12 protein-coding genes and 1 tRNA gene are annotated in these 13130 nt (G+C 73.0%); 9 read left to right on the plus strand and 4 right to left on the minus strand.

From position 1 onward, the window contains the following. Positions 1 to 53: 53 nt before the first annotated feature. Both R3E88_18990 and R3E88_18995 read left to right on the plus strand, forming a co-directional pair. Positions 54 to 767, plus strand: a complete 714-nt coding sequence (locus tag R3E88_18990; GenBank protein ID MEZ4218570.1) for a DNA-3-methyladenine glycosylase 2 family protein — start codon at positions 54 to 56, stop codon at positions 765 to 767. Between the two features lie 49 nt (positions 768 to 816). Continuing rightward, a tRNA-Glu gene (locus tag R3E88_18995) sits at positions 817 to 891 on the plus strand. A gap of 32 nt (positions 892 to 923) precedes the next feature. Here R3E88_18995 and R3E88_19000 read toward each other — a convergent pair. Continuing rightward, positions 924 to 1700 (minus strand): PEP-CTERM sorting domain-containing protein, encoded by a 777-nt coding sequence (locus R3E88_19000; protein ID MEZ4218571.1) that lies wholly within the window; start codon positions 1698 to 1700, stop codon positions 924 to 926. A 244-nt stretch (positions 1701 to 1944) separates the two neighbouring features. Further along, complete coding sequence (locus R3E88_19005; GenBank protein ID MEZ4218572.1) at positions 1945 to 2718, minus strand: PEP-CTERM sorting domain-containing protein; 774 nt, start codon at positions 2716 to 2718, stop codon at positions 1945 to 1947. Between the two features lie 329 nt (positions 2719 to 3047). On the opposite strand from R3E88_19005, the gene R3E88_19010 reads away from it, so the two are divergent. The 4 genes from R3E88_19010 to R3E88_19025 all read left to right on the plus strand — a co-directional run bounded on the left by R3E88_19010 (position 3048) and on the right by R3E88_19025 (position 7425). After that, on the plus strand, positions 3048 to 3818 hold the full coding sequence (locus R3E88_19010) for an SDR family NAD(P)-dependent oxidoreductase (GenBank protein MEZ4218573.1): 771 nt from the start codon (positions 3048 to 3050) through the stop codon (positions 3816 to 3818). A gap of 126 nt (positions 3819 to 3944) precedes the next feature. Further along, positions 3945 to 5279, plus strand: a complete 1335-nt coding sequence (locus tag R3E88_19015; GenBank protein MEZ4218574.1) for an ABC transporter substrate-binding protein — start codon at positions 3945 to 3947, stop codon at positions 5277 to 5279. A 600-nt stretch (positions 5280 to 5879) separates the two neighbouring features. After that, on the plus strand, positions 5880 to 6767 hold the full coding sequence (locus tag R3E88_19020) for a hypothetical protein (GenBank protein MEZ4218575.1): 888 nt from the start codon (positions 5880 to 5882) through the stop codon (positions 6765 to 6767). A 112-nt stretch (positions 6768 to 6879) separates the two neighbouring features. After that, entirely contained in the window at positions 6880 to 7425 is a 546-nt protein-coding gene (locus tag R3E88_19025) for a LuxR C-terminal-related transcriptional regulator (protein MEZ4218576.1), read from the plus strand. Positions 7426 to 7436: 11 nt separating this feature from the next. Here R3E88_19025 and R3E88_19030 read toward each other — a convergent pair whose 3' ends face one another. Further along, positions 7437 to 8906, minus strand: coding sequence for an alginate export family protein (locus tag R3E88_19030; protein ID MEZ4218577.1), 1470 nt, complete (start codon positions 8904 to 8906; stop codon positions 7437 to 7439). A 197-nt stretch (positions 8907 to 9103) separates the two neighbouring features. Between R3E88_19030 and R3E88_19035 the strand changes: the two genes are divergently transcribed. The 3 genes from R3E88_19035 (at position 9104) to R3E88_19045 (ending at position 12079) form a co-directional block, all read left to right on the plus strand. After that, on the plus strand, positions 9104 to 9976 hold the full coding sequence (locus R3E88_19035; GenBank protein MEZ4218578.1) for an SDR family oxidoreductase: 873 nt from the start codon (positions 9104 to 9106) through the stop codon (positions 9974 to 9976). A gap of 97 nt (positions 9977 to 10073) precedes the next feature. After that, on the plus strand, positions 10074 to 10742 hold the full coding sequence (locus tag R3E88_19040) for a TetR/AcrR family transcriptional regulator (GenBank protein ID MEZ4218579.1): 669 nt from the start codon (positions 10074 to 10076) through the stop codon (positions 10740 to 10742). A gap of 65 nt (positions 10743 to 10807) precedes the next feature. Further along, positions 10808 to 12079: a cytochrome P450 gene (locus R3E88_19045; protein ID MEZ4218580.1), complete on the plus strand. Its 1272-nt coding sequence runs from the start codon at positions 10808 to 10810 to the stop codon at positions 12077 to 12079. Between the two features lie 18 nt (positions 12080 to 12097). Here the strand turns inward: R3E88_19045 and R3E88_19050 are convergent, their stop codons facing one another. Further along, complete coding sequence (locus R3E88_19050) at positions 12098 to 13027, minus strand: aldo/keto reductase (GenBank protein MEZ4218581.1); 930 nt, start codon at positions 13025 to 13027, stop codon at positions 12098 to 12100. Positions 13028 to 13130: the final 103 nt, after the last annotated feature.

Consider the following 13130-nt stretch of genomic DNA (forward strand, 5'->3'; position numbering starts at 1 on the left):
GTCTACCCGCCGCGCGACCGGCGCGGGCCGGCGCCCGCTACGCTGCCCGGCTGATGTCGCCCGCCGCTCGGCCCGCCTCGCGAATCGCGAAGCTCGACGCGCGCGCCGCCGCCGCCGCGACGCGCGCGCTCGCGCACCGCGCGGCGCCCGACGCGCGCATGCGCGCGCTCGTGCGCCGCGTCGGCCCGTGTCCCCTCCGCGCGACGGGCCGTCCCTACGCGTATCTCGTGCGATCGGTGCTCTACCAGCAGCTCGCCGGTGCCGCGGCCGCGGCGATCGAGCGGCGCTTCCTCGCGCTCTTCGACGGCCGCACGCCGCGCCCCGAAGCGCTCGCGCGCGCGGGCGACGCGCGCCTGCGCAGCGCGGGGCTCTCGGGCGGCAAGGCGCGCGCGCTCCGGTCGATCGGCGAGGCCTTCGCGAGTGGCGCGGTCCGCGAGCGGAGGCTCTGGCACCTCGACGACGACGCCGTCGTGCGCGCGCTGTCGTCGATCCACGGCGTCGGCGCGTGGACCGCGCACATGGTGCTGATGCACGCGCTCGGCCGCCCCGACGTGCTGCCGGTCGGCGACTACGGTGTGCGGAAGGGCGCGCAGCAGCTCTACGGGCTCGATGCGCTGCCCGCGCCGCGCGAGCTCGAGGCGATCGCGGGCGCATGGCAGCCCTACCGCAGCGTCGCCGCCTGGTACCTGTGGAGGCACGACGCGATCGCGGAGCTCGCGCACGAGGAGATCGCGGAAGAACGCGCTTCGGGGCCGCGAAGGCGGTGAAGCGCGGCTGCGCCTGCGGCATACTGCGGCCCGCAACGCCGCATCGCGCGTCCCCATCGTCTATCGGTCAGGACACCGGCCTTTCAAGCCGGCAAGGCGGGTTCGATTCCCGCTGGGGACGCCATGCGCGCGCCCGCGCGCACCGGAGCGCGTCGACTAACGTCGGCGATGCAGGCCGGCGAGCGCGAGCAGCCCCGCCGTCATCAGCAGCCCCGTGCCCGGCTCGGGCACGATCTCGAAGCGCGACAGCACCGAGGCGGAGTCGCCGTTCGAGAGCTGGAACGTCACCGTGATGCCGATGTTCGTCGCGACGGCCGGGCCGAACGGCTGGCTCGCGACGCCGTCCGCCGTGTTCCCGTTGATCACGCAGTCGACGGGCGAGGTGCACGAGATCGCGAACGGGTCGTCGAGCAGGGAGAGCGCGGTCGTGCCGTTCACCTTGCCCTGGTAGACGTCGATGCCCGCGACCGAGCTCGCCGAGGCGCCGCCCGCGTTGTCGTCGTCGAGGATCGAGAGCTGGATCGTCGACTGCACGATCTGGTTCGCGTTGAACGCGGGGATCGGGCTCGAGACCGTGATCGTGAAGGTCGCGACGCCGCCCGTGTTGTTCGTGACCACGAAGTTGTTCGTGATCCACGGGTCTTCCTTCAGCGTCGAGTCCCAGGAGTCGAGGGTCCACAGGCCGCCCGAGCCCATCATCGGGCCCGTGAGTGCGGCGGTGGTGGTGCCGGCGCCCGGGTTCGTCGTCTCGCTGACGAGCCCCATCGTCTGGAGCCCCTGCAGGTTCATCGAGCCGATGTTCCCGCCGCCCGACGCGTCGTCGACCGTGATCTGCAGGTCGTAGCCGACGGGAAGGGCCTCGGCGGCCGGGGCGGCGAGGACGAGGGCGAACGCGGAAGCGAGACCGATGGCGGCGTGGCGGAGCTGGCGCACAGCTGGACCCTCCCGTTGCGTACTCGGGAAGTAGCAATTCCCGTTCCAGCGGTTGCAGGGCCGGTGCGACCTGCGCGCCCGCGCGGGCCGCGGGCGCGAACGGTCGGAGATCGCAGGGGAAATCGCGCCGCGCGCGGAGGCGGAGGGCGCGCCGCGCGCCGGCGGGCAGCGCGACGATTGGGAACGCTCGTTCCGCGGATGCGGAACGAGCGTTCCGAGAGCGACCGGCGGACGCGCGGCCGCGCTACGCGCGCCGGTGGCGCCGCGCGCCGGCGAGCCCGACCAGGCCGATGCCGACGAGCAGCGCGGTTCCGGGCTCGGGCACGAGCTCGAAGCGCGAGAGGATCGAGGCCGAGTTCCCGGGCGTGAGATCGAACGTGATCGTGAGGCCGATGCTCGTCGCGACGGCCGGGCCGAAGGCCTGGCTCGCGACGCCGGCCGCCGCCGTGCCGTTGATCGTGCAGTCGATCGGGTCGGTGCACGACAGCGAGAACGGGTCGGTGAGGAGCCCGAGCGCCTTCGAGCCGTTGACGAAGGCCTCGTACACGTCCGTTCCCGCCGACGACGTCACGAGCGCGCCGCCGATGCCGTTCGAGTCGAGCAGCCGCAGCTGGATCGTCGACTGCACGATCTCGTCGGCATTGAAGGCCGGGATCGGGCTCGACACCGCGATCGTGTACGTGAGCGTCGCGGCCGTGTTGTTGGTGACCGTGAAGTTGTTCGTGATGAAGGGGTCGAGGTCGATCGTCGAGTCCCACTCGTCGATCGTCCACAGGCCCGACGGGCCGGCGACGACGGTGTTGAGCGCGAGGGTCGTCGTTCCCGCGACCGGGTCGACGGTTTCGGTGAGGACGCCCGCCGACATCAGCGAGGCCAGGTCGGCGCCGCCCATGCTGGCGCCGGTCTGGCTGTTCGCGACGGCGATCTGGATGTCGTAGCCGGTCGGAAGGGCGCCGGCGGGCGCGGCCGCGGCGACGAGCGCGATCGAGAGCAACGCACAGCGGACGTACGGGTGCACAGCTGCAACCTCCCAGGTGGCCCGGTAGGGAAGCAAGCTCCGTTCCGACTCGCGGCGAAGAAGCGGCGACGGCCGTTCACGCGAGGCAGGTCCGCGCGCTCACAGGTGAAATCGGGCTCCGAGGGGTCCCGGGCCGGCTGCGCGTGAAGGCCGCGCGGCGCTCGCGCGGAACGGCCGTTCCGCGGCAGCGGAACGCTCGTTCCGCTCGCCTTCGCGCCCGCCGGCCCCCGCGCCGCCGCGCTGCGGGCGGGGTCGCCGCCTCGCGTCGCTATGCGATGCTGCGCCGCCCGCGCGATGCACGGCGCGCGGCGGTCGGGAGGGTCGGAGCGATGGAGCTGCGGGGAGCGTCGGTGGTCGTCACCGGTGGCGCGTCGGGCATCGGGGCCGCGACGGCGCGGCGGCTCGCCGCGAGCGGCGCGTGCTGCGTCGTCGCGGATCTCGACGAGACGAAGGGCGGGGCGGTCGCCGAGGCGATCGGCGGGCGCTTCGCGCGCGTCGACGTCGCGGACGCCGACCAGGTGCAGGCCGCGCTCGACGCCGCACTCGCGCTCGGGCCGCTGCGCGCGCTCGTGAACGCGGCGGGCGTCGGCCACGCGATGAGGACGGTCGACCGGGAAGGGCGGCCGTTCGACCTCGCGGCGTTCGAGCGCGTGCTCCGCATCAACCTCGTCGGCACCTTCAACTGCCTGCGGCTCGCCGCGGCCGCGATGGCGCGCATGGAGCCGGTCGATGCGGACGGGCAGCGGGGCGCGATCGTGAACCTCGCGTCGGTCGCGGCCTTCGACGGGCAGATCGGGCAGGCGGCGTACTCCGCGTCGAAGGGCGGCGTCGTGGGCATGACGCTCCCGATCGCGCGCGACCTCGCGTCGATCGGCGTGCGCGTCAACACGGTCGCGCCCGGTCTCGTCGACACGCCGATCTACGGCGAGGGCGAGGGCGCGGAGAAGTTCAAGGCGCACCTCGGGCAGAGCGTCGTGTTCCCGAAGCGCCTCGGTCGCGCGGACGAGCTCGCGTCGATGATCGAGGAGCTGCTCACGAACGACTACCTGAACGGCGAGGTCGTCCGCGTCGACGGCGCGATCCGCATGCAGCCGAAGTAGGCGCGCGTACGCGCGAGCGCCGCACGCGCGTACGCGCGTCGCGAGCGTGCGCGCGCGGCGAATTCGCGCTCGCGCGCGACGCGGCGCGTGTGCTCCAATGCCTCCCCCGCACGCGAGGAGGCGACCATGTCCGACGATCTTCGTTATGCCGAGCGCATGTTCCCCGAGCCGAAGGACCACGGCATCGCGCAGCCCGATCGCGCCGTCTGCTCGGTCACGCACGGCACCAGCTCGAACCAGGGGAAGAGCGCGAAGACGGACGGCGAGGCCTGGTTCCACGGCGGCGGCGCCATCGGCGAGCGCGCGGTCCAGGACATCGTGATCTACCCGCCGACGCGCGGGCTCGAGACGCAGGGCGACCCGTTCGAGCCGGTGAAGATCGGCGTGCTGATCGACATGGATCTCGGGCAGCTGCTCGCCGACTGGATCGACCCGACGATCCTCGCGATCGAGGACGCGCTGAACGAGGGCGTCTGGGGCCGCTCGCCCGTGCAGATCGTCACGGCCGACGCGCGCGGCCTCCCGCGCGAGAACTACCGCAAGGTGATCGCCGGCTACGAATGGCTCGTCGAGCAGGGCTGCTGCGTGGTCCTCGGGCCGATGATCTCCGACAACTCGTTCGTGCTGCAGGAGACGATCGACCGCACGGGCGTCCCGTGCATCGGATGGACCGGCGCGCACCCGTTCGCGACCGACTCCTGCTTCACGGTCGCGAACGGCGACATCGCCTCCGAGGGCGTGATCTGCGCGAACTTCCTCTACGGCCGCGGCTGCAGGAAGGTGGGCCTCTTCTGGGAGGCCGGCTCGTCGGGCCGCGACTACGCCGACTACTTCCGCGAGACGGCGATGCGCCTCGGCATGACGGTGACGCGCGAGGTGCGGCTCGAGCCGAATCCGCGCGACCTCGTCGAGCACCTTCGCGAGATGCGCGCGATGGGAACGGAGGGCGTCTACTACGGTGGCTATGGCTATGCCACGATGCACTTCGGCCGCGCGTTCAAGGAGCTCGGCTGGGACCCGCTGCGCATCATGGGCACCGCGTTCATGTTCTACTCGAACACGAATGCGTGGGGCGAGGGGATCGAGGGCTGGCACGGCATCGACCAGCTGGCCGAGCCCGGCACGAACCCGAACTACGAGGCGATGATCGCGCGCTACGAGAAGCGCTTCGACCGCAAGTCGCGCAACGTCGTCGTCGCGCTCGCGTACGACACGGCGCGCGCGGCGATCCACGGCATCGCGAACGCGCGCATCCCGACGCCGAAGGAGGTGAAGCTCGGGATCGAGCGCATCCGCTGGATGCCCGCGACGAACGGCGGGCCGGCCACCTACGTGCAGTTCGGGCCCGGCGACCACAAGGGCTACAAGGGCGACTTCCTGACGATCTGGCAGCTGCGGGACCAGAAGCTCGACTTCGTCGAGTACGTCCGCCCGCAGTGGCCGAGCAACGCGGCGCGCTAGGCGCGGGCGCCGCGCGGCGAGGTTGGAGCCGCGCGGCGGCGCGCCGACGAGCGGAGGTGGCCTCCCGACGGCGCGCTGCCGCGCGGTGGCCCGGCCCGCGGCGACCCCGGGAGTCGGGCAGGACACCGCGGCCCCCGCGAGCCGGGCGCTCCCGTCGAATAGGCGAGCGCCGGCCGCACGCGCATGCGCCATCCGGCGCACGGACGCGAAACGCACCGATGACCGCGCACTTGCACGGTCGCCGCGCCACGGCGACGAAGCGCGCGCGCGCGCCGGTTGCGCGCGAGACGCCCCTCGTCGCGTCTCGCGCGGCATGCGCCATCCGACGCATGCGGACAGGGCGACGCGCGGGGCATGACCTAGGCCATGAACGGGATGGAGATCCGCGCGCGGCGGCCGCATTCGGTCGCGCGCTCGCGCAGCGCGCGCCGGGCACGGCGCCGGGCGCGCTCCGCGGGAGCGAATCGAGGAGAGACTCCCATGACCCATCCCACCGCCCATGCACGCCGGGGGCCGCTGACCTTCGCTCCGTCCCGCCGTTGGCGCTCGCGGCGACGTGATGCCCGCGCGGTCGCGAGCCTCGCGGCCACATTCGCGCTGGTGGCGGCCGCCGCCCCGGCGGCGCGCGCCGCGCGCCCCGACCGCGCATGTGAGGAGACGGCGCGCTTCCTCTACAAGTCGTGCCGCCTGGAGACGAACGAGGACATGTACGTCGAGTTCGCCAAGTGCGAGAACCTGAGCGAGGGCACCGACCGCAAGGAGTGTCGCGACGACGCCGCGGCCGAGCGGCGTGCGCTGTTCGAGGAGTGCGCCGAGGTGCGCGACGAGCGCGAGCAGATCTGCGAGGACCTCGGCGAGACCCGCTACGACCCGCAGCTCGATCCCGCGGACTTCGTCGCGGGCGTCTCGAACCCGTACACGCCGTTCACGGTCGGGTCGGTCTGGACCTATCAGAAGCAGACGAGCGAAGGCCTCGAGGAGATCGTCTTCGAGATCCTGCCCGACACGCGCGACTTCGACGGCATCGTCGCCACGTCGATCCGGGATCGCGTGACGCTCGACGGCGTGGTCGTGGAGGACACGACCGACTGGGTCGCACAGGACGTCGACGGCAACGTCTGGTACCTCGGTGAGATCGCGCAGAACTTCGAGGACGGACGGCTCGCGGACCTCTCGGGCTCGTGGGAGATCGGCAAGGAGGGTGCGAAGCCGGGCTTCTGGATGATCGCTTCACCGCAGGTGGGGCAGTTCTATCGCCAGGAATGGCTGCCCGGCGACGCCGAGGACATGGTCGAGGTGATCAGCGTCGACGCCACCGGCTACACGTTCCCGTTCGCGAATGGGAGCCCGGTGCTGCAGACGCGCGACTACTTGCCTTCCGAGCCCGGCAAGTACGAGTACAAGTTCTACGTGCCCGGCGTGGGAATGGTGCTCGAGGTCGACCCGGAGACGGGCGAGGAGCTCCGGCTGATCGACTACCAGCCGTAGGGAGCGCGCGCGCCGCGAGATCGCGGCGATCGATCGGGGCGGGGTCGCGCTGCGCGCGGCTCCGCCCCCAGCGCGGTGCGCCGTCGAGGCGGCGCGCCGGGGAGGCGAGGCGGTGTTCGACCAGGATGGACGCATGCACCCCGCGTGGGCGGTCACGCTCGTGGTCGTCGGCATCGGCGTGCTGATCGGGCTCGAGATCCTCGAAGAGCCGGACATGACGTTCACGGAGATCCTGCGGGAGCTCGTCGAGCCCACGCTCCTCGTGATGACCGCGGCCGGCGTGGTGCACCTTCTCGGGCGCACCCGCAGCCAGCACCGCGAGCAGATGGCCCTGATCCGCGATCTCGAGGTCGCGCGCTCCGAGGGGGCGCAGTGGCGCAGCGACATGCGCGAGCTGCTGAAGGGGCTCTCCACGGCCATCGACGCCCAGTTCGATCGCTGGGATCTCACGCCCGCCGAGCGCGAGGTCGCGCTCCTGATGCTCAAGGGGCTCAGCCACAAGGAGATCGCCGTCGTCCGCGACACGAGCGAGCGCACGGTGCGGCAGCAGGCACGCGCGATCTATGCGAAGGCGAACCTGTCCGGCCGCGCGGCCCTCTCTGCGTTCTTCCTCGAGGATCTGCTGCTCCCGCTCGACGGCGCCCGTGCGACCGACTGAGCGCCGCGGCCTCAGAACGCGAAGCGCAGCTCGACGAAGCCGCCGTAGGCCCAGTCGCCCGCATCGACGGCGAACGCGCGGCCTGCGCGGAAGACGGACGCGGAGACCTCGAGCTCGAGCGCGTCCCATTCTTCGATGCCGAGCACGAGGTCGATCCCGTGACCGAGCCGCCGGCTGGCGCCCGTGAGCGACGCCTCGAGCCTCGCGTCGCGAAGCTCGTCGCTCGCGTGGACCTGCCAGTAGCCGTGGTAGGCGACGTCGATCGAGCTGTTGTCGAGCAGCGAGATGCCGGCGCCGAGCGTCGCCACGGTGAGGTTCGACAGCTCGGGGTCGAGCAGGATCCCGTAGCCCGAGAATCGCTGCACGCCGCCATAGCCGGGCGCATTGCCGTGGAGCCCCGTCTGGCGGAACGCGCGATCACGCTCGTCGTCCGGGTCGCGGTCGCCGGAGCCGATTGCGAACCCCGCAGTCAGACGCGGGTCGAGCGGAGCGGCGAGCCGCCACGTCGCGCCGAGGTCGATCGCCCAGCCGTCGACGCGTCGCGTGCTGCGCTCGTCGACGACCGAGACGCGCGCGTCGACGGCGGCGAGATCGAGGCGCTGCTCGCGGCCGTGCACCCAGCCCGCGTCGAGCCAGTAGCCGACGGCATGCCCGTCGAGGTCGAGAGCGCCGGAGGCCCGCGCACCGAGCCATGTGAGGCGGGCGTCCGAGTCGTCCTCGCGCGCGCGCAGCACGCGCGTCCCGACGGACTCGGTGCGCGAGCGGTCGTCGTGGTGGAGTGCGAAGAGCTGGAGCGCGTGCTCGGGGGCCCAGTCCCACGAGATCTCCGCGAGCAGCCGCAGCACGCCCTCGTGCTCGGGGGCGATGCCGCCCGCGCCGGAGCGCTCGGCGGCGACTTCGCGCGCTGCGGCGAGCGCGACTTCCAGGGAGCCCACTTCGACGGTGGCGCGCGCGGCGTCGAGGTCCGTGTCCCACCACCACAGGCGGTCGTCCTCGAAGTCGAGGCGTCCGATCTCGAGCTGGAGGGGCAGGCCCGCGACGCCCTCGCTCAGGAGCCACAGTTCGCCGCGTTCGACGAAGGCGTCCGAGATTCCGGCTCGCGTCGACGCGAGCAGATCCCGGTCCCAGACGCCCACGACCTGGGCGAGGAACGAGAAGCGCTCGCCCGTCGAGAAGAACAGCTCGGTCTCGAGCTCGCTCGAGAGCAGCGCGCGCGACTCGCCGTCCGGCGCGTCGTGTTCGCGAAGCGGGCGCGTCCCCTCGACGCCGACGACGTACTGCGCCGTCAGCGTGAGCAGGTGGCCGAACGGAGTCCGCGTGAACGGCTCGCGGGTGCGGTTCTCGTCCTCGCGCTCGGTGAGCTGCTCGCGGAGGAGCCGCTCCTCGCCGGCGTCCGCGCGCGCGAAGTTCGGCCCCGCTGCGCAGAGGGCGGCGGAGAGGGCCGCGAGTACGAGGCCTCTCCTCGGGCGCGCGGAGATCATCGGCGATCGGCCTCCGCGGGTCGGAAGGAGCCCGGGCGAGCGCGTCCGCATCGCCGTTCGCGGCGGTCGAAGCGCGGTCGACGCGGCCCAGAATCGCACGCTGCGCGCGATTCGTCCGTCGCTGCGCAGGCCACGCCGGATAGGCTCCCGGATCCATCTCGACGAAGCGCGACGCGTCTGCTCGCGCGGGAGGCTTCATGAGCGGCGATGTCACGACCACGGATCGTCTGCGCGGGCACCGCGCGCTCGTCGTCGGCGGCGGGAGCGGCATCGGGCTCGCGAGCGCGCGCGCGCTCGTCGCCGATGGTGCGGACGTCGCGATCGCCGGTCGCACCGTCGCGAAGCTCGAAGCGGCGAGCGAGGCGCTGCGCGCGATCGCGGCGCGCAGCGGCGGCTCGGTGCGCTGCACGGCCTGCGACGCGATGGACGCCGCGAGCGTGCGCGACGCGGTCGCGTTCGCGGCGGGCGACCGCGGGCTCGACTCCGCGCTCGCCGTCCCGGGCGGCGGTGGCTATGCGCCCGTGCTCGGCTACGACGTCGACCGGTTCCTCGACGACGTCGCGCTGAACCTCCGGCCGGCCTTCCTCGTGCTCAAGTACGCGGGCCTCGCGATGGTGCGCGGCGGCGGCGGCTCGATCGTGCTCGTCTCGTCGACGGCCGCGGTGATGTCGACGCCGTTCCTCGCCGCGTACGGTGCGGCGAAGGCCGCGATCGACCAGCTCGCGCGCGTCGCGGCCGACGAGCTCGGGCGCTTCGGCGTGCGGGTGAACGCCGTGCGCCCCGGGCTCACGTCGACCGACGCGACGCAGGGCCTCGTCGGCGCCGAGGCGTTCCTCGGGCGCTTCCTCGCGCAGCAGCCGCTCGCGCGGCGCGGCGAGGCGGACGACCAGGGGCAGCTCGTGCGCTTCCTGGCGGGGCCCGAGTCGGGCTGGGTGACGGGCCAGTGCATCACGGTCGACGGCGGCCACACGCTGCGGCGGTTCCCGGACATGGAGGACCTCGCGCGCCAGGTGGTGGGCGAGGGGGTCTTCGCGGCGATCGAGCGCGGGGAGGAGCCCGAAGAGGGATAGGGGCCCGCGTGCTGGGCGGGGCGCCGCGCGCGCGGTTGCTTGCGTCGACCCGGCTCCATCAGTAGAGTGCGCTCCATCGTTGGATCGGAGCCCACGCATGCCGTCCGCCACGCCGCGCCCCCGAGCGCCCCGCACCGACGCCGCGCGACCGCGCCCGGCGGGCGAGGGCCGGCGCGACCGCAAGCGCCGCGAGCTGCGCGAGCGGGTCTACGAGGTCGCGCGCGAGCTCTTCGTCAAGCAGGGCTTCGCCGCGACGACGGTCGAGCAGATCGCCGAGGCCGCGGATGTCGCGCCCGCCACCTTCTTCAACCAGTTCCAGAGCAAGGGCGCGGTGCTCGCGCTCATGACCGGCGAGGTCGTCGAGTACGTCGGCGCGCTCGTCGCCCATCACCTCGGGGCGGAGGGCTCGATCGGCGAGCAGCTCGAAGGCCTCGCGCGCGACGCGGCCGAGCAGATCGCCGCCAACCACGGCGTCGCGCGCGACGTCGTGCTCGAGCTGATGCGGATGGAGTCGCGGCCCGACGACACGGCGCCGTACCTCGCGCGCGTGCACGTCCCGGTCGCCGAGATGATGCGGGCCGGCCAGCGGAGCGGCGAGATCCGCACCGACTGCGACGCCGACTTCCTGGCCGAGATGGTCGTCGGCGCGCTCAACGCGGCCGTCACGCACTGGCTCGCCGACCCCGACTACCCGATCGCCGACCGCCTCCCGCGCGCCGCCGCCTTCGTGTGGGAGGCGATCCGCGCACCCGGAGCCGCACGCTAGGCGCGCCGCCGCGCCACGCGATTTCCGCGCGCGCCGCGCCCGGCGCGCGCGACGAGGACGAGACGATGACTTCCCAGGTTCGCGACATGCAGCAGCGGGTCGACGCCGCGCGCTTCGGCGCCTCCGGATTCTGGACGTGGGACGCGCCCATGTGGGACGCGCTCCGCCACCTGCGCGACTCCGACCCCGTGCACTGGTCGGAGCCCGACCAGCTCTTCGTGCTGTCGCGCTTCGAGGACGTCGCCTTCGTCTCGAAGCACAACGCGCAGTTCTGCTCGGGGCAGGGCGTGCTGCCCGGGAACCCGGCCAAGATCGGCCTGATCGACGAGGACGAGCCGCGTCACACGCAGCTGCGCCGGCTCATCAACAAGGGCTTCACGCCGCGCATGGTCAAGAAGCTCGAGATCGCGTTCCGCGCGATCACCGACGAGACGCTCGACGCCGTCGCGCGGCGCGGCGAGTGCGACTTCGTCGACGACATCGCAGTGCCGCTCCCGCTGCTGCTGATCGCCGAGATGATCGGGATCCGGCGCGAGGACCGCGAGCGCTTCCACGAGTGGTCGGACGCGATGATCCTCGCGCAGGGCAACATGGGCGACCCGAACGTGATGGCGCGCGCGGGCCAGGCGTTCGCCGAGTACGCGGCCTACGTGTCGGACGTGATCGCCGCGCGTCGACGCGACCCGCAGGACGACCTGATCTCGGTGCTCGTGCACGCGAAGGACGAGGGGCTGCTGCACGAGAACGCGACGAAGCACGAGGGCGTGCGCAGCGTGCTCGGCGAGGAGATCCACGAGCAGCTCAGCAACGACGAGCTCCTGATGTTCTGCACGCTGCTGCTCGTCGCCGGCAACGAGACGACGCGCAACGGGCTCTCGGGCGCGATGATGCTGCTGATCCAGCACCCCGAGGTGCGCGCGCGCCTCCTCGCCGACCCGTCGCTCGTCCCGCCGGCGATCGAGGAGACGCTGCGGCTCACCTCGCCGGTGGTCTCGTTCGTGCGCACGGCGACGGAGACGACGACGCTGCGCGACCAGAAGATCGAGCAGGGCCAGAAGGTGCTGATGCTCTACCCGGCGGCGAACCGCGACGAGCGCCAGTTCGCGGACCCCGACCGGCTCGACATCGATCGCAACCCGCACCACCTGGCCTTCGGCATCGGCAACCACTTCTGCCTGGGCGCGAACCTCGCGCGCATGGAGCTGCGCGTGGCGCTCTCCGAGGTGCTGCGGCGCATGCCCGACATGGAGTTCGTCGACGGCGGCCCGCAGATGGCGCCGACCGCGCTCGTCCGCAGCTTCCAGCACATGCGCGTGCGCTACACGCCGCAGGCGTGATCGCAGGCGCGCCTCTCGCTAGGCGGGGGGCGCGGGCGCGATGCGCGGATCGTCGAGGCCGGGCTCGAACAGCGAGCGCGCGTCCATCGCCGCGAGCGCGCGCGCGAGCTCGCCCGCGGCATCCGGGCGCGCCGCCCATTCTGCCGGGTCGAAGCGCGCCGCGGCCGCGAGCGTCCGCTCGAGCGTCACGAGGTCGCTCGACGTGTTGAGGAACGCGTCGGGTCGCGCGAGCACGAAGTGCACGGCGAGCTCGAGCGCGCGCTCGTCCTCGATGGGCTCGTACCAGCAGCGTCGCGTCGCGCGCGCCGGGTCGGCCCAGCGACGGCGCGCGACCGCCTTGATGGTCTGGAGCGCGACGCCGCGCGCGCGGCACACGGCGGCGAGCGCCTCGAAGTCGGCCGCGTAGCCCGGCTGTGCGAGCACGGGCGCGTTGTACGGCAGCAGCACGGCGTCGAAGGGGAAGTGCTCGAGCGAGTCGAGGTGCGCGCGCGCGATGCCGAGGCCGTGCCCGGTGACGCCGAGGAAGCGCACGAGCCCCTCGTCGCGCGCTTCGACGGCGGCGCGCAGCGCGCCGTCCTCCGAGAGCGCGAGCGCGCGCTCGGCCGGCTCGCGCAGGTTGTGGAGCTGCAGCAGGTCGATGCGATCGGTGCGCAGCCGGTCGAGCGAACGGCGGATCTCGTCGCGCGCGCCCGCATAGCCGCGCTCGCCCGTCTTCGTGGCGAGGAAGAACGCGTCGCGGTGGGCGGGCATGTAGCGCCCGACCGCCTCCTCCGCGCGCCCGTACGAGGCCGCGACGTCGATGTGGTCGATGCCGTACTCGAAGAGCAGCGCGAACGCGCGCTCGTTGATCTTCGGGTTGTCGGCCATCAGCGCGGCCGCGCCGAAGACGACGCGCGAGCTCGCGTGACCGGTGCGTCCGAACGGAACGTGCGGGATCGGGCCGGGCATGGCTCCCTCCTTCGCGGCGACCGCGCGCCGTGCGGCAGGCTACCGTGTGCGGCCGCGCCGCGTCCCGCACCCCGTCGCGCACCCCGTCGCGCGCAGGAGGAGC

Source organism: Myxococcota bacterium (genome assembly GCA_041389495.1).
Taxonomy (GTDB): Bacteria; Myxococcota_A; UBA9160; order UBA9160; family UBA4427; genus JAWKRT01.